Raw genomic sequence first — 14827 nt, 5'->3', positions numbered from 1 at the left:
GGCTTGGCTGGTCCCGCCAGGGACCACCATGCCTTGCGCAACGAGGCGCCAGGGGATTTGGGGTGGACGAGAGCATTGTTTGTGAGCCCGTGGCGCGGGACGCGCGCCTGGTCGATCGCCGCCGCGCGGCTGCCTATGTCGGCGTGACCGCCGGCCGGTTCGAGCAGTTGGTGCGCGACAACGTCGTGCCGGCGCCTGTGATGGTGGACAACAAGCGGCGCTGGCCGATCGCGTTGCTCGACGGTGCCAGGGATGCGGTTATCGGCACCATGCCGCCGGTGTCCGCCGCTACTCCGCCGGATGTGCGTCCCTGCGAACGCGACCCGGCACCGGCCCAGCACGAACTGCCTGATCAAGCCTGGTTCGAGCAGCGCGCGCGGTTCGTCCAGCGCGTGCGCCGGTCGCTGCTCTCGGGCAACGAGATCCGCCTCTTACGCGAGTTCAAGCTGCTCAAGCAGAACCAGATCAGCATGTTCGGCTATTACGGCAGTTTCGAAGCGCTGATGGTGCGGGGCTACATCGTCGAGATCGCGCGCAAGCCGCCGTCGAGCCGTCCGCTGGTGACTTACCGACTGACCGCGCAGGGCGAGCAGGTGATCTCGGTGTTGAAGGACGAGCCGGTGGTCTGAGCAGCTATTTGATAATCTCGCAAACCGTCAGATGCGATCCGTTACGGGGTTGGGCATCTACGGCCGTGATGGCGTGCCACCACGCCTCCAGCGCGTCGCGCTCGCAGCCGAGCCTTACGCTCATGCCGCCGGCGAACTTGATCCAGTCGGCGAAATGGTCTCTGCCAACCGCGATCACCACGGGAATGTCGGCGTCGAGCGCGCGTTCGATCAGATGGGACAGGCCCTTGCCGTCGCGCTCGCGCTTGCCGAAGCGGTTGATGATGACGAGATCGGCGCCAGGTGAAAGCGCGTCCATGATCCGCATCCCAGCGTTTTGCAGCCGCGCGAGATCGAGACGGCAGCCGCGCGCGGCCGGATCGAAATCCTGCGCGAGCAGAAGCGTCTCGCCGCTGTGAAGCAGCACCGCCGACAGGCTCGAATCCGCGCATTGGCCGGCCTGAACCATACCGACGACGCGAACGCCACGCGCATTCAGATCCGCTGCGAAGCTTGCGCCGGACCGTATCGGGGTCCTGATGCGCCTCGTAGACGAGGGCGGCGAGGTCGCATTGCGCATCGAACATGGTCCGCCTCCGTTTGACGGCAGAGAATTGGGGCCGCGACGCTTCCGCCGCGGCCCCGGTTTTCCGATCAGGCCGCCGGCGGGCCGTTGATGATCTGGAGCTGGGTGAATTCAGCGAGACCTTCCTCGGCGAATTCGGTGCCGATGCCCGACTGCTTGGCGCCGCCGAACGGGATGTGCGGGGCCATGTCGAGGTGCTTGTTGATCCAGACCGTGCCGGACTCGAGCTGCGTTGCGACCTCGTGCGCGCGCTTGATGTCGGACGACCAGACCGAGGCGCCGAGGCCGTAGGTGGTGGCGTTGGCGCGGCGGATCGCGTCGTTCTTGTCGGAATATTTGATCAGCGGCAGCACGGGGCCGAACTGCTCCTCGTCGACCAGCTTGGAGCCTTCCTGGATGTCGCGCACGATGGTCGGCTCGATGAAATAGCCGGGACGGTCCATCGCCGAACCGCCGGCGACCACCTTGCCGTTCTTGCGAGCGTCCTCGAGGAACGTCTTCACCTTCTCGTACTGCATCTTGTTCTGCAGCGGCCCGAGCTTGGTGCCCTGCTTGGCGCCGTCGTCGACCACCGTGCTCTTGGCGATCGCGACCAGCTCGTTGCAGAGCTCGTCATAGACGGACTCGTGGACATAGAGCCGCTTGATGGCGAGGCAGACCTGGCCGGAGTTCTGGAACGCACCCTCGAAGATGCCGGGTGCGACCTTCTTCGGGTCGACATCATCGAGCACGATACCGGCGTCGTTGCCGCCGAGTTCGAGCGTGATGCGCTTAAGCGTCTGCGCCGCGCTCGCCATCACCTTCTGTCCCGTCGCGGACGAGCCGGTGAACGAGATCTTGCGGATATCAGGATGCTTGGTCATCTCGCCACCGAGGTCGTTGGCGTCGGTGATGAAGTTGAGAACGCCCTTCGGCAGGACGTCCTTGATCAGCTCGGCGAAGCGCAGCGTCGCGAGCGGCGTGGTCGGCGCCGGCTTCACCACCAGCGTGTTGCCGGCGAGCAGCGCAGACGGCAGCTTGAAGCTGAGGATCAGCAGCGGATAGTTCCAGGGAATGATGGCACCGACGACGCCGAGCGGGCGGCGATAGGCCTCCACCTTGCGGTCACCGGAATCCTCGATCACCTTCATCGGCAATTCGAGCGAGCTGAGATAGCGGAAGAACGCGGCCATCCCCAAAACTTCGCCGGTGGCGTCGCCAAGCGGCTTGCCTTGCTCGCTGGTGAGGATGTGGGCGAGCTCGCCCGAATTGGCCTCGATGACGTCGGCCATCTTGTTCACGAGCTTGCGGCGCTCCGCCATCGGGGTCGCGGCCCAGGCCGGGAAGGCGGCCTTCGCCGCGGCGACGGCGGCATCAAGCTGCGCCTTCGAGGCACGCGGACATTGCGCCAGCACCTCTTCGGTCGCGGGATTGAGAACCGGCATGGTCTGGTCGCCGGGCACCATCTTGCCGTCGATGAGAAGATTGTAGTCACTCATTGGCTTTGCGCTCCCTTGCAGAAACGGGCCGTTCGGGCCTCGTTATATCGAACTATATATCACGGCTTCGCCGAACCGACCATGGCGGCCGGCTCGATCAATTCCAGAAAAGCAGGGCTGGACGCGGGTGGACATATCGATATATCGTTATGAATATAGCGAACCGTGTTCCGGGACTGGCGATGGAAATCAAGGTGAGGCAGCTCACGACCTGCGAGGTGGCGTCCGACGGCGGCGCGATCTCGCTGGGCTTCGAGGATCTGGCGGGCAACCCCGCCGCGGTCAGCGTCTCGCTCAACCAGGTCGGCGCGCTCATCATGACGCTGCCCGGGCTGCTCGAGGCGGCGCTGAAGGCCCGCTACGGCGACCAGAGCCTGCGCTACGCCTATCCGCTGGCGTCCTGGGCGATCGAGCAGGCGACCGATACGACCCAGCGCATCATCACGCTTCAGACCGAGGACGGCTTCAAGGTGCGCTTCTCGATCCCGAAAGCCGAGCAGAGCCTGCTCGGCGAAGCCCTGACCCAGCCGATGCCGGAAATGTCGGTGCGGCCGAACTAGCGGCTTGGGCCAAAGGCGCATACAAAACACCGCCTAGGAATGGAATTGCCGATTGGGCCGGTCGAACGCCGGAAATGTTGCACGCGTCGCCTGAACTAGAGAATCGCTTTGCCTGTTCGCCAGCCTAAAGTTGCGGGCGCGTGGAGATGGCAAGCGATGAGCGATGTTCGAACGGGTTTCCTGGACGCTATCGGCAACACGCCATTGATCAGGCTGCGAATGCCGTCGGAGGCCACGGGTTGCGAGATCTATGGCAAGGCCGAATTTCTCAATCCCGGCGGCTCGATCAAGGATCGCGCGGCGCTGGCCATGATCAACGATGCCGAACGATGCGGCAAGCTTGGGCCGGGAGGCGTCATCGTCGAAGGAACAGCCGGCAATGTCGGAATCGGCATAGCGCTCGTGGCGAATGCACGCGGCTATCGAAGCGTGATCGTGATGCCTGACACACAAAGTCAGGAGAAGAAAGACATGCTGCGGCTGTGCGGTGCCGACCTGCGCCTGGTGCCCGCCGTAGCCTATTCCAATCCGGGTCATTACGCGCGCTATTCCGGTCAGCTCGCCGAGGAGCTCGGTGCTTTCTGGGCCAATCAATTCGATAACGTCGCCAATCGGGAGGGGCACTATCGCACGACCGGTCCTGAGATTTGGCAGCAGACGGATGGAAGAATCGACGGCTTCACATGTGCCGTTGGGAGCGGCGGTACCTTGGGTGGGATCGCGCGGGCCCTCAAGGAGCGAAATCCCGGCATCAAGATCGCGCTCAGCGATCCCATGGGGGCCGCTCTCTACAATTGGTTCACCAAAGGCGAACTGACGACGGAGGGAGACTCCATCACCGAAGGGATCGGGCAAGTCCGCGTCACCCGGAACCTCGAAGGCACGCCCATCGATACGGCATATCAGATTACGGACGAGGAAGCCTTGCCTGTCCTGTTCGACCTGATCGAGCATGAAGGACTTGTGTTGGGCGGCTCAAGCGCGATCAATATCGTTGGAGCCATGCGACTTGCGCGCGACCTCGGTCCAGGCAAGACCATCGTGACCATCCTCGCGGATGGTGGGCAGCGCTATCAATCCAAGCTGTTCAACCCGGAATTCCTACGCAAGAAAAATCTGCCCCTGCCACGCTGGATGCGCTAGCGAGCCGCCAGCGGCCGGGTTGCTCCCCGCCCATGCGCGCCCGCGCGCTCACGATTTCCGCGAACGGGCGATGTCGCTCTTGAGCGCTTCCAGCTCCTTGTGCACCGCGCGGGCGGCGTCGCGCTCGATCTTGCGGTAGCGCGCAACAAGTTTCTCGCCGAACGGGGTCAGCATCGCGCCGCCGCCGTTCTTGCCGCCGGCCTGCGGCTCGACGGCGGCATGGCCGCAGATGCGGTTGATCTCATCGACCAGATCCCAGGCGCGCTTGTAGGACATGTCCATGGCCCGGCCGGCCCCCGAGATCGAGCCGTGCTCGCGGATCTGCTCCAACAGCTCGATCTTGCCGGGCCCGATCCGATCCTCGCCGTCGAGGTCGATGCGAAGGCTCAGCTGGGGGAGGGATTTGGCGCTCGCGCGCGACATGATGGGGTCTCTTGGGGGCACTTGCATGCGAGATTGCCACTCTTGCCCGCCGCGGACAAGGTGAGGGCGCCTGATTTCCCAAAAGATGGACCATTGTCGAGGTCCCCAGAGCACGGGCCTCAGCCCGTGCCCTTGATCGCTGCATCTTATTCCGCGGGGCTTCCGACCACCGCGCCCTGACTGACGTCCTCGCGGGCGAGGATCATCAAAAGGCCGACGATGATGAGCTCGACCACCGCGAAAGCAATGAAGGCGCCGGTGAACGAGCCGGCCGAGGCGTTGATGATGGCGCCCATCATCCAGGGCGCCACGAAGGCCGAGAAGATGCCAAACACCTCGGCGTATCCAATCGCGGCCGGCGCGAGCGCGTCGGAGTATTTTTCGCTGAGCAGGGCGAAGATAGCGCCGCCGCCGAGCAGCGCGATACCGCTGAGTGCTGCAAACAGCACCAGCATAGAGAACGACATCGGTGTGACCACGCTCCACAGGAACATCAGCGCGGTCAGGAAAGCGAGACATGCGGTGAGCTTGATCATGAAGGGCTTGCCGAGCCGATCGGACATGTAGCCGCCAATCACCAGGAACAGCACCTGCGACAACCCCATGACGGTGCCGATGACAGCGCCGGCTTCCGGCGGCATGTGCTGTACGGTGATGAAGGCCGGCACCACCCAGGTGGCGGTGCCGGCGATCGCAAAGGTGCAGGCCACGATGCCGAAGCCGCCGACCGCGATCCATTTCGAGCGGAAGATCTCGCCGAGCGGCAGGTGCTCCTGCGGTGTTTCGTTGCCCCAGGTGAAACCGTCGATGCCGAGCTCGCGCGGATTGTTACGGACGACGAGTGCGTCGACGGCTGCAACGAGCAGCGTGCCGATTGCCAGCACGGCGAAGAAGGTCCGCCAACCGGTCGCAACCGTCAGGGGAATGCCGAGCGCGAAATCCATGGTGATGGCGAGGCTGTAGGCGGCGAGGATGATGCCTACCACCGAGCCACGTCGACTTTGCGGAAACCAGCCGAAGATCAGCTTCATGTTGCCGATGAAGATGCCGGCGTCGAAGAAGCCGATCACGAGCCGGAGCATCACGAGCTGTGTGTAACTTTGTACGAACACCTGGAGCACCATGCCGATACCAGTGCCCGCAAGCCCGATCAGCAGCATGTTGCGCGCCGTCATCGACCGGCTGACCGGCGACCAGACGACCATGCCGATGCCGTACGTCAGCGCAAAGATGCCTTGGGCGAGTCCCGCCTCGGCGGGATTGAGCTTGAGGCTCTCGGAGACGAAGGGCAGTACGGCCGCAAAAGCATACCAGTCGGCGGCGAGAAAGATCTCGCAGAGGATGGCGAGCGCCAGCATGCCTTTTTGCCACCGGGCTATCCGACGGCGGTCGTTCTCGGAGATGGACGTCCAAGTCGTTGTCAGCATGGTCATCATCGGTTCTCGCGGTTTGCGTGTCGACGGAATCGGCGTGGCCTCAGGCGGGCGGCGGCAGGAAGTTGACCTCGTGTTCGGCGGCACGTCGCACGACCTCCTGCGGATCGGGGAGATTGTGGATGCGCTCGAACAGCTCTTTCAGCGACCGCGTCGGTGCGACCCAGAACAGGCTGGTGGCGGTTTCACCCGACTTGTTGAAAATGCCGTGGGGGATGCCCTTGGGCATGCGGACGAGGTCGCCGGCCTTGGCGACAAGGTCCTTGCCATCGAGCCAGAGGTCGTAGCGGCCGCTCAGCACATAGACGAATTCATCCTGGGTCGGATGCACGTGCGGCGGCACGAAGGTGCCATCCGGAAACACGGCGTGCCAGGCCATCGACGCCTCGGAATGCTGCTTCAGCGTGTAGGTCTGGCCCAGAATGTTCCAGATGACGTTGCCAAAGCCTTCTTTGGCAGGGGTCACGCCCGGAGGCATCTCGATCATGGTGGTGTCCTCTGTTGTGTGCGGATCAATCGGCGAGAAAATCGGTGACGTGGTGTGCAGAAGACGGCGTTTCCTCGAACACGAGATGACCGGTCGCAGGCACCAGCGTCACGCGTGCGTCAGGGAGCCCTGCTTTCCAGGCATCTGCCTGGGCGGTCGGACGCAGGCGATCTGCGGCTCCCCACAGCACCAGTGTCGGCATCGTGATCCGATGCAGCCAGTGCGCGAGCTTGGGATTGCCCTGCGGTTCGCTGCGGATCAGCTTGGCAAAGCCCGTGACCTCGCGTCCAAGCTGGGCGTCGAAGGCCGGATCGGGCGCCTTGGGAAAGTAACGGAGTGCCGCGGCCGGATCGTGCGCGAGATAGGCTGGCAGTTCTTGCGGTGCGATCTCGAACAATCCGGGCGCAGGCGCGCTTCCGACCACAAGACCGGCGGGCGCAACCAGCACCAGCTTGCGGACCCGATGCGGCTGACGGATCGCGAACTCCGCGGCAAGCCATCCGCCGAGCGAGAACCCGGCGAGGTCGAACTGCTCAAGGCCAAGCTTGTCGAACAGATCCATGTAGTGAAGGACGTGATCCTCGACGGTGTCGATCGTCTCGGCGTCGCCGGAGTCGCCAAAGCCCGCATGATAGGGGATGATGACCGTGTGCCGCTTCGCCCAATCGCGCGCCATCTCGAAGCCGGTGAAGGTGCCGGTGCCGTGCAGGAACACCAGCGCCGGGCCGCTTCCGATGCTGTGGACGACGGTCCGCACGCGGTTGATCGTATATTCCGCGCGGGAGAAGCCGGTCAGATCCGGCGAGGGTTTGACGGTATCAAGCATGGTCATCTCCGGTTGAAGGCGGCAGAGCCGGGCGTTGGTGAGTCATGCGGCGGCCTCCTGGCGACCGCTGAGAAGTGAGGCGAATTGTTCGACGGCGTTGGCGAGCCGCGCGGCCGTCATTGGTGCGAGCGGCTCGCCCGGTACGATCTCGCCGCTGCTGGCGTAGATCGCCGTCGAAACGGTGCAGGCTTCGAAGAAGCCGAACAGCGGGCGGAGCTGGTGCTCGACCACCAGCGAGTGGCGCAGGCCGCCGCCGACCGCGGTAAGCAGCACCGGGCGATTGCGCAGCACGCTGGGTTCGATCAAGTCGAATATGTGCTTGAACAATCCGGGATAAGAGCCCTGGAACACCGGGCATCCGATCACGAGGCCATCGGCCTGTTCGATGGCCTCGACGACGGCGCGCGCATTGTCATCGAGTGCGGTTCGGGTGAAGCCGGCGATGCCGCAACCGGCGTCGACAAGGTCGAGGACGGTGGTCTTCAGTCCATGCTGCGCCTGAAGATCGGCAGCGACGGCTTCGACCAGCATGCGCGACTTCGCCGGGCGCCAACTATTGCCGCAGAAACCAACGATGCGGGATGTCCTCACCTCGACGCCCTCGTGTCTGGTCGCTTGCTCAGCCCGTCACCCCGAAGACCGTCCATTGCGCACCAGGCCCGGGGAGGCCGAGCAGCGCGCGGCCGCACTCTTCGACGATCTGGTCGGCCATCAGGATGTGCTGGGTGCCCGAATGGATGTCGCGGTAGAACCGCTGCATCGGCGTGTTGTGCAGCGAGGCGCCGCGGGCGGCGCGATGCGCGAAGGTGGCGACGTCCGACAGAACGTCGTGGACGTGGCGCAATGACAGCTTGATCATCGTCATCTGCTCCAGCGACGGACTTTCACCGCCGGCGCAAGTCTCCGAGACGTCCTTCCAGGTTTCGTGGACCAACGCACGTGCTGCGCGGAAACGAGCTTCGGCCTGGGCGAACTGGAACTTGAAGCTCGCGCTGTCGCGCGACTTGCCGAATGGATCCTGGCGCTGGACGATCACCTTGACGAGTTCGTCGAGCATGCGGCGGCCGACACCGACGGCCCAGGCGGAATGCGCCCAGGCGCTGTAGCCTGCCAGCCCCAGTGCACCCTGCACACCACCTCGGCGCGGCGCGCCAATGTCAAAATCGTAGGTCATGTGCGTGGGCACGAACAACTCGTCGCCCTCGCTCAAAGTGTAGTCGAAACTTCCCGTCGCGCGCAGGCCGAGCACGTCCCAATTGCCCATCAACTTGATGGTCGCGCGCGGATGGTGGGTGACGACGATCTTGGGCTGGCCGTTCGGGCCGAACACCATGTCCTTGCCGGATGCGTCGGTGACGAAGCAGCCTGAATGGACCCACTCGGCGTGCTGAATGCCGCTGCCATAGGCCCAGTTACCGCGGATCATGTAACCGCCATCGACCGGTCGGGCGAAGCCGCGCGGCACGCCGTTCCCGGCAATCGTGATGTCGGGCCCGCCCGCGAAGACTTTCTTGATGCCTTCGTCCTCGATGTAGATGGCGAGCGTCGTGCCTTCCATGTTGTTGCCGATGACGCACCAGCCGGCGGACGCGTGTGCGTAAGCGAGCCGCTCGATCACGGTCATGGCGTCGTAAGGCAGAAGCTCGGCGCCGCCGACCTCCTTCGGGAACAGCATGGTGTAGATGCCGGCCTTGCGCAGCGCCGCCACCACGTCGTCAGTCAGATAGCCCTGTGCCTCGGCCTCCGCGGCCCTGGATTCGACCAGGGGTAGCAGCGCGTCGAGGCGCGCATGGAACTCGGCCACCGTCGGGGTCGCGGAAGGTTTTACGGCGAGTTGCACGGAAGGGCTCATGGTCGGTGTCTCCACGTCGGGCTGTTGGTTCTTCGCGCAACGCTGCTGGACGCGAAGATCTGGGTCGGGCGGAACAGACGCCGGTCGCGGGCAAGACTCCGCCCACGCGCGCCAATGACTGTTGGTGCGCGCGACGAACGGCTCGCGTTGGTGTCGAGATGTCCCCGTCGGAACCGCGCGAACGTCGTTACGCGATCCCGATGGCCGGAATGCTAGAGATGAGGCGGCCAAAACAGCAATCCCCCATCATGGGGGGTATTGGCCATGCTGCTCTGCCGCAAAGCTGGGCCGGGAGAGCAGTTTCTTGCCGCTTCTTTTCGCTTGACCAAAGATCAGGCGAGGCAGAAATTTTAAGCCTATAACAATCGGCAATGACGCGCGTGTGTCCGAGGGCACCCCGCGTTCGCGCGAGGAGTGGCGGTGAGAGCCGAGCAGGAGCATTTGGATGGTCTGCCCGAGCGCCAGCTCGCAGATCGGCTGATGTCCATCGCCGAGAGCCGCTCGGTGCGCGCGCTTGGCATTGCCTGCTGCTCGGCGATCACGGAATTGACGGGATCGCCGACCGTCGGCCTCTATTTGCTCGACGGGCTCGAACCGGAACTGGTCTACAGCCGGCACGTCGCAGAAGGCCTGCTCGACAATTACAGGGCCGGCTTCTGGAAGCGCGACCCCGTGCTCGACTGCATCATGACCCAAGGCCGCGCGGTCGACGGCGAAACGGTGATCGGTCCGCAGCAATGGCGGCACAGTCCGTCCTTCGAGATGCTCCACGAATGGGGCTTTGCGTACAACATGGGCGGCCCGTTGTGGTGCGGACAGAAGATCGTCGGCGTGCTGTTTACGGCGACGACCGATACGGACGCGCCCTACACGATGCGGTCGCGGCAGCGCATGGAGATGCTGTGTCGGGCCGGTTCGCTCGCTTTGACCAACATGACGAACGCGGGCGCGATCGACGTCCATCCTGCCGCAATCCGGGTCCCTGAGCCGGCGGCGACGCCGGTGCCGACGCTCTCGGCATCGCTTCCGCCGCGGTCCGCGGACGTCGCCATCCGGGTCTGCCGCGGCCAGACCAACAAGGAAATCGCCCGCGAGATGGGGATTTCCGATCAGACCGTGAAGGAGCACGTCGCGAACCTGTGCCGACGCTTCGGCGTGCACAACCGCACCGAGCTTGCGGCCTGCCTGCTGAGTCCGAGCGCTCGGCAATAAGGTGCCGCGCCGGGTCAGATGTGGTTGACGATCAGCTTGAGCGAGCCGACGAAGGTCGGATGCTGCCGATAGTGCCCGTGTCGCGCGTCCCAGCGGCCCGACACGAGATCATTGCCGAGGCGGTCTTCGAAACGCCGTACGACGTCGTCGGCGACAAAGCTCCAGGCCGAGCAGGCGAGCCGCGCGGCCGGATCGAGCAGCATCTCGGGGCGGCCGTAATAGGCCTCGTTGAAACCGTCGGTGCAGTCGAGCGGGATCGGGACGGGCAGGACATCCGTTGTGCCGCCGAGGCCTTCCGCGATATCGCGGATTGCCGGATAGCGCACAGCCTCGACCGCGATCACCTCCGGGCAATAGGCGTTGAGCCAGAAGCGATCGAGCTCGTCGGGGGCGCAGGTCATGATCGCGATCGGGCCGCGCGTCACCCGCCGCATCTCGGAGAGGCCGGCGTTCAGGTTCTTCCACTGATGCACCGAGAAGGTCGACATGGCCGCGCCGAACGTGGCGTCCTCGAAGGGCAGCTTCTCCGCGACGGCATCGATCGCCGCGGGAAGATGCGCCGGTCGCTGCGCCCGCATCGATTGCGACGGCTCGACCGGCGTCACGGTGCGGCCGACCGGCTCGTAGGAGCCGGCGCCTGCGCCGACATTGAGGATGGTGCGGGCCTCGCTGAGCGCCGCATCGATCAGTTCCGCGATGCGCGGGTCCGGCCGGCGGAAATTTGTGTAGCCCTTGCCGATGGCGCCGTAATTGGCGTCGCCGGCGCTGCCGTCCTGGTGGCGTGGTGCGGTGTCCTGCATGAACGATCCTACAGCGTCTTGTGCGACACGTTCTTGACGACGGTGTAGCACTGCAAGCCCTCGGTGCCGCCTTCACGCCCGTAACCGCTGTCCTTCACCCCGCCGAACGGCGTCTCCGCGACGGAGGCGACGAAATGGTTGATCGAGAGGTTGCCGACCTCGACGCTCTCCGCGAGGCGCTCGGCATTGCTCGCCGACTTCGTGAAGGCGTAGGCGGCAAGGCCGAAGGGAAGGGCGTTGGCCTTCTCGATCGCCTCGTCCAGCGTCTTGACCGGATTGACCAGCGCGAGCGGGCCGAACGGCTCCTCGTTCATGGCGCGGGCATCATCGGGCAGGTCGGCAAGCACCGTGAGCGGAAAGAAATAGCCGCGATTGCCGATGCGCTGCCCGCCGGCGAGCACGCGCGCGCCCTTGGCCTTGGCGTCCGCGACCAGCGTTTCCATCGCGTCGATGCGGCGTGAGTTGGCGAGCGGCCCTAGCTGCGTCGAGGGATCGAGGCCGTTGCCGACCTTGAGCTGGCTGGCGCGCTCGGCGAAGGATTGCGCGAACTGCTCGTAGATACTCTCCTGCACGAAGAACCGCGTCGGAGCGACGCAGACCTGACCGGCATTGCGCGACTTGCCGATGGCGGAGGCGGCGCCGGTTGCGACGGGATCGACGTCGTCGCAGACGATCACGGGCGCGTGGCCGCCAAGCTCCATGATCGCCGGCTTCATGTAGCGGCCGGCCATCTCGGCGAGATGCTTTCCGACGGGAATGGAGCCGGTGAAGGTGACCAGCCGGATACGCGATTGCGGGATGAGGTATTCCGAGATCTCGGCGGGATTGCCGAACACGAGATTGAGCACGCCGGCCGGAAGACCCACGTCATGGAAGGCGCGGACCAGCTGGAACGCGCCCGCTGGCGTTTCTTCGGAGGCCTTGAGGATGATCGAGCAGCCGGCGGAGAGGGCGCCTGCCACTTTTCGGGCCGGCGAGCTCATCGGGAAATTCCACGGCGAGAACGCCGCGACCGGGCCGATCGGCTGGCGCAGCACGGTGTGGCGCATGCCCGGCTCGCTCGGGATCACGCGGCCATAGAGCCGCAGGCCTTCGGTAGCGTCCCATTCGATGATGTCGCAGCCGCGCAGGATTTCGAGTTTGGCCTGTTCGATCGGTTTGCCCTGTTCGAGCGTCATCGCGGCCGCCATCACGTCCACGCGTTCGCGGATGAGGGCGGCCGCCTTCAGGATGATCTGCGCGCGCTTGGCGGGCGCGGTGCTGCGCCAGATCGCAAAACCTTTTTCGGCGGCTGCGAGCGCGTCGTCGAGATCGGCCTTCGTGGCGGTGGGGACGGTGCCCAGCACGCTCTCGTCGGCGGGATTGATGATCGGTTGGCCGCTGGCGCGCTTCCATTGTCCGTCGATGTAGAGTTCGATGAGAGGATATTCCGCCATTGTTATTCACCTTGCTTGTGCGGTTTTGCCTGCGGCGTTTCCCTGGCCGAGCTGGCCGAGCCATGTCGTGAACACGCGGTCGGCGGCGCGTGCGACGGTCTTCGAGACCTCGGCCGTCCTGGCGCGAAGCTCCTGCACCGAAATCTTGGCAGACGCGAGCTCGACGGCGTGGCCGACATACCATTCCTCGAGCTGCCGCGGATCGGCTTCGAGGTGAAATTGCAACGCCAGCGCATTGTTGCCGAACGCGAACGCCTGGTTCTCGTAGTTTTCGTTCGAGGCGAGCCGCGCGGCGTTGTCAGGGAGATCGAACGTGTCGCCGTGCCAGTGCAGAACCGGTGCGCTCTCGGCGAGCGGTTTCAGGCTGGAGGCTTGGCCGGCATCCGTCAGTGTGACCGATCCCCAGCCGATCTCCTTCACGCCGCCGGCATAGATGCGCGCGCCGAGCGCCTTTGCCATCAGCTGCGCACCAAGGCAGATGCCGAGCGTCGGCAGGCCTTGCGCAAGGCGGCGCTCCAGCAGATCGATTTCCCTGGTGAGGAACGGATACCTCTCGGTCTCGTAGACGCCGATCGGGCCGCCGAGCACGATCAGCAGGTCGGCATCCCCAATCGAGGAATGGCTGAGATCGTCGACCGGCGCCTCGCAGAACGACACGTTCCAGCCCTCGCGTTCCATGATCGGCGCCAGCAGGCCGAGATCCTCGAAGGCCACGTGACGGAGCGCGACGGCAGATCGGCGGCGTTGAAACATCCACAAAACCCTGTTGCGCGGGGTCTTTCGACGGCATCCGCTATATCCAGATAGATATAACGGATGCCGGGCCTCGTCCAGACGGTTCCGGGCCGGATCTGCCGCGCACATGGCCTGCATGCGGCATGCGGCATCACCGCACGGCGTGCATCTCCAGAAACGCCTTCACGCCGGTCACGTTGCCGGTATCCGACGGCACGTAGCCGGGCAGGGTGGCGACGGCGGCGCGGAAATCGGCGCTGCGCATGATCTCCAGGATGCGCTGCATCGGCCCGGTATCGAGGAAGGCACGCTTGCAGACGAAGAAATAATCCTCGGTGAGGATGCGGATGAAATCGAGGCCGAAGTGGCGGGCGGCGGCCTCGACACCAAAACTCGCATCCGCCATGCCGCTCGCGACATAGGCCGCGACGGCGGCGTGGGTGAACTCGATCTGCTGCGCGCCGTTGATCCTGCTCTCGTCGATGCCGTTCGCGGCAAGCAGCTGGTCGAACAACAGCCGCGTGCCGGAATCATGGTCGCGGTTGACGAAGCGGACTTTTGGACCGGTGAGATCCTGAAGCGAGGCGATGCGCAGCGGATTGCCGCGCGCGACCATCAGTCCCATCTCGCGCGTGACGAAACTGATGATGCGATCCTCGCGTGGATCGAGCCATTCGCGCGCCGCCTTGATGCCTTGGGCGCGCAACGCGCCGTGCGGCAGATGCAGGCCCGAGAGATCGCAGGCGCCCTGCGCCAGCGCGACCAGCGAATGCTGGTTGCTGACATAGCGCAAATCGACGCCGATGCCGGGCTCGCGATCGAGGAATTCGCGCAGCTTTGCCACGGCAAAGCCGTGACTGGCGTGAACGCGGATCACCGAAGGGCGCTGTTCGAGGAACGGCTTGATCTCGCTCGCCAGCTCCTGCGCCAGGTTTTCGAGCTGCGGGCCGAGCCGGGCCTGCATGCGCTCGCCGGCCCACACCAGCCGCTCGCCGAACGGCGTGAGCTTCGAGCCCTTGCCGCGCTGGGTTTCGACCAGAGGGGTTCCGAAGAACTCCGACCATTGCTCGATCAGATTCCAGACGTGCCGATAGGACAGGTGCGCATCGCTGGCCGCGCTCGTGATCTTTCCGGTCTTCCGGATTTCGTTGAGCACGCCGAGCATGACAATCGCGGTGCGCGGGCTGCCCTCGTGGCGAAATCGCCAGACGGCCTCGATCTCGATCTGAAGCATCTGAAATCCTTATG

At 64.7% G+C, this 14827-nt stretch carries 16 protein-coding genes; 4 read left to right on the top strand and 12 right to left on the bottom strand.

The window, feature by feature from the left end:
- The first annotated feature begins 62 nt into the window (after window positions 1-62).
- Complete coding sequence (locus BJ6T_RS29315; protein ID WP_014496169.1) at window positions 63-629, top strand: hypothetical protein; 567 nt, start codon at window positions 63-65, stop codon at window positions 627-629.
- A 4-nt stretch (window positions 630-633) separates the two neighbouring features.
- Here the strand turns inward: BJ6T_RS29315 and BJ6T_RS29310 are convergent, their stop codons facing one another.
- Together BJ6T_RS29310 and BJ6T_RS29305 are read right to left on the bottom strand one after the other, a co-directional pair.
- Window positions 634-1077, bottom strand: a complete 444-nt coding sequence (locus BJ6T_RS29310; protein ID WP_014496168.1) for a DUF2478 domain-containing protein — start codon at window positions 1075-1077, stop codon at window positions 634-636.
- A gap of 185 nt (window positions 1078-1262) precedes the next feature.
- Entirely contained in the window at window positions 1263-2672 is a 1410-nt protein-coding gene (locus BJ6T_RS29305) for an aldehyde dehydrogenase family protein (protein WP_014496167.1), read from the bottom strand.
- Between the two features lie 182 nt (window positions 2673-2854).
- Between BJ6T_RS29305 and BJ6T_RS29300 the strand changes: the two genes are divergently transcribed.
- On the top strand, window positions 2855-3232 hold the full coding sequence (locus BJ6T_RS29300; protein ID WP_028159380.1) for a hypothetical protein: 378 nt from the start codon (window positions 2855-2857) through the stop codon (window positions 3230-3232).
- A 156-nt stretch (window positions 3233-3388) separates the two neighbouring features.
- The gene (locus BJ6T_RS29295) at window positions 3389-4375 is read left to right on the top strand and encodes a cysteine synthase A (protein WP_028169819.1); all 987 of its coding nucleotides are present in this window, start codon (window positions 3389-3391) and stop codon (window positions 4373-4375) included.
- 48 nt (window positions 4376-4423) lie between these two features.
- Here BJ6T_RS29295 and BJ6T_RS29290 read toward each other — a convergent pair whose 3' ends face one another.
- The 6 genes from BJ6T_RS29290 to BJ6T_RS29265 form a co-directional block, all read right to left on the bottom strand.
- Complete coding sequence (locus BJ6T_RS29290; RefSeq protein ID WP_014496164.1) at window positions 4424-4798, bottom strand: winged helix-turn-helix domain-containing protein; 375 nt, start codon at window positions 4796-4798, stop codon at window positions 4424-4426.
- A 146-nt stretch (window positions 4799-4944) separates the two neighbouring features.
- Window positions 4945-6156, bottom strand: coding sequence for an MFS transporter (locus BJ6T_RS29285; protein ID WP_014496163.1), 1212 nt, complete (start codon window positions 6154-6156; stop codon window positions 4945-4947).
- Between the two features lie 118 nt (window positions 6157-6274).
- Window positions 6275-6718 (bottom strand): cupin domain-containing protein, encoded by a 444-nt coding sequence (locus BJ6T_RS29280; RefSeq protein ID WP_014496162.1) that lies wholly within the window; start codon window positions 6716-6718, stop codon window positions 6275-6277.
- A gap of 25 nt (window positions 6719-6743) precedes the next feature.
- Window positions 6744-7544: an alpha/beta fold hydrolase gene (locus BJ6T_RS29275; RefSeq protein ID WP_014496161.1), complete on the bottom strand. Its 801-nt coding sequence runs from the start codon at window positions 7542-7544 to the stop codon at window positions 6744-6746.
- 42 nt (window positions 7545-7586) lie between these two features.
- The gene (locus BJ6T_RS29270; protein ID WP_028169817.1) at window positions 7587-8135 is read right to left on the bottom strand and encodes an NAD(P)H-dependent oxidoreductase; all 549 of its coding nucleotides are present in this window, start codon (window positions 8133-8135) and stop codon (window positions 7587-7589) included.
- Window positions 8136-8163: 28 nt separating this feature from the next.
- Entirely contained in the window at window positions 8164-9396 is a 1233-nt protein-coding gene (locus BJ6T_RS29265; RefSeq protein WP_014496159.1) for an acyl-CoA dehydrogenase family protein, read from the bottom strand.
- A 420-nt stretch (window positions 9397-9816) separates the two neighbouring features.
- Here BJ6T_RS29265 and BJ6T_RS42710 point away from each other — a divergent pair, with 420 nt between their 5' ends.
- A complete protein-coding gene (locus tag BJ6T_RS42710; RefSeq protein ID WP_014496158.1) occupies window positions 9817-10608 on the top strand; it encodes a response regulator transcription factor in 792 nt (263 codons plus the stop codon).
- Between the two features lie 14 nt (window positions 10609-10622).
- On the opposite strand, the gene BJ6T_RS29255 is transcribed toward BJ6T_RS42710, so the two are convergent.
- From BJ6T_RS29255 to BJ6T_RS29240, 4 genes are all read right to left on the bottom strand, one after another.
- The gene (locus BJ6T_RS29255) at window positions 10623-11408 is read right to left on the bottom strand and encodes a class I SAM-dependent methyltransferase (protein ID WP_014496157.1); all 786 of its coding nucleotides are present in this window, start codon (window positions 11406-11408) and stop codon (window positions 10623-10625) included.
- An 8-nt stretch (window positions 11409-11416) separates the two neighbouring features.
- On the bottom strand, window positions 11417-12844 hold the full coding sequence (locus BJ6T_RS29250; RefSeq protein ID WP_014496156.1) for an NAD-dependent succinate-semialdehyde dehydrogenase: 1428 nt from the start codon (window positions 12842-12844) through the stop codon (window positions 11417-11419).
- Between the two features lie 6 nt (window positions 12845-12850).
- Window positions 12851-13597 (bottom strand): glutamine amidotransferase, encoded by a 747-nt coding sequence (locus BJ6T_RS29245; RefSeq protein WP_014496155.1) that lies wholly within the window; start codon window positions 13595-13597, stop codon window positions 12851-12853.
- A gap of 133 nt (window positions 13598-13730) precedes the next feature.
- A complete protein-coding gene (locus BJ6T_RS29240; protein ID WP_014496154.1) occupies window positions 13731-14813 on the bottom strand; it encodes a substrate-binding domain-containing protein in 1083 nt (360 codons plus the stop codon).
- Between the last annotated feature and the right edge of the window lie 14 nt (window positions 14814-14827).

The sequence above is a fragment of the Bradyrhizobium japonicum USDA 6 genome (genome assembly GCF_000284375.1).
GTDB classification, from domain to species: Bacteria; Pseudomonadota; Alphaproteobacteria; order Rhizobiales; family Xanthobacteraceae; genus Bradyrhizobium; species Bradyrhizobium japonicum.
Note: the sequence above shows the minus strand (reverse complement) of the source record. Positions and strands in the feature narration are given on the sequence as shown.

Bases quoted from the DNA above. Each gene is read 5' to 3' on its own strand.
- BJ6T_RS29310 (WP_014496168.1), bottom strand. From the start codon at position 1,077: ATGGTTCAGGCCGGCCAATGCGCGGATTCGAGCCTGTCGGCGGTGCTG.
- BJ6T_RS29305 (WP_014496167.1), bottom strand. From the start codon at position 2,672: ATGAGTGACTACAATCTTCTCATCGACGGCAAGATGGTGCCCGGCGAC.
- BJ6T_RS29300 (WP_028159380.1), top strand. From the start codon at position 2,855: ATGGAAATCAAGGTGAGGCAGCTCACGACCTGCGAGGTGGCGTCCGAC.
- BJ6T_RS29295 (WP_028169819.1), top strand. From the start codon at position 3,389: ATGAGCGATGTTCGAACGGGTTTCCTGGACGCTATCGGCAACACGCCA.
- BJ6T_RS29290 (WP_014496164.1), bottom strand. From the start codon at position 4,798: ATGTCGCGCGCGAGCGCCAAATCCCTCCCCCAGCTGAGCCTTCGCATC.
- BJ6T_RS29285 (WP_014496163.1), bottom strand. From the start codon at position 6,156: ATGCTGGCGCTCGCCATCCTCTGCGAGATCTTTCTCGCCGCCGACTGG.
- BJ6T_RS29280 (WP_014496162.1), bottom strand. From the start codon at position 6,718: ATGATCGAGATGCCTCCGGGCGTGACCCCTGCCAAAGAAGGCTTTGGC.
- BJ6T_RS29275 (WP_014496161.1), bottom strand. From the start codon at position 7,544: ATGCTTGATACCGTCAAACCCTCGCCGGATCTGACCGGCTTCTCCCGC.
- BJ6T_RS29265 (WP_014496159.1), bottom strand. From the start codon at position 9,396: ATGAGCCCTTCCGTGCAACTCGCCGTAAAACCTTCCGCGACCCCGACG.
- BJ6T_RS29255 (WP_014496157.1), bottom strand. From the start codon at position 11,408: ATGCAGGACACCGCACCACGCCACCAGGACGGCAGCGCCGGCGACGCC.
- BJ6T_RS29250 (WP_014496156.1), bottom strand. From the start codon at position 12,844: ATGGCGGAATATCCTCTCATCGAACTCTACATCGACGGACAATGGAAG.
- BJ6T_RS29245 (WP_014496155.1), bottom strand. From the start codon at position 13,597: ATGTTTCAACGCCGCCGATCTGCCGTCGCGCTCCGTCACGTGGCCTTC.
- BJ6T_RS29240 (WP_014496154.1), bottom strand. From the start codon at position 14,813: ATGCTTCAGATCGAGATCGAGGCCGTCTGGCGATTTCGCCACGAGGGC.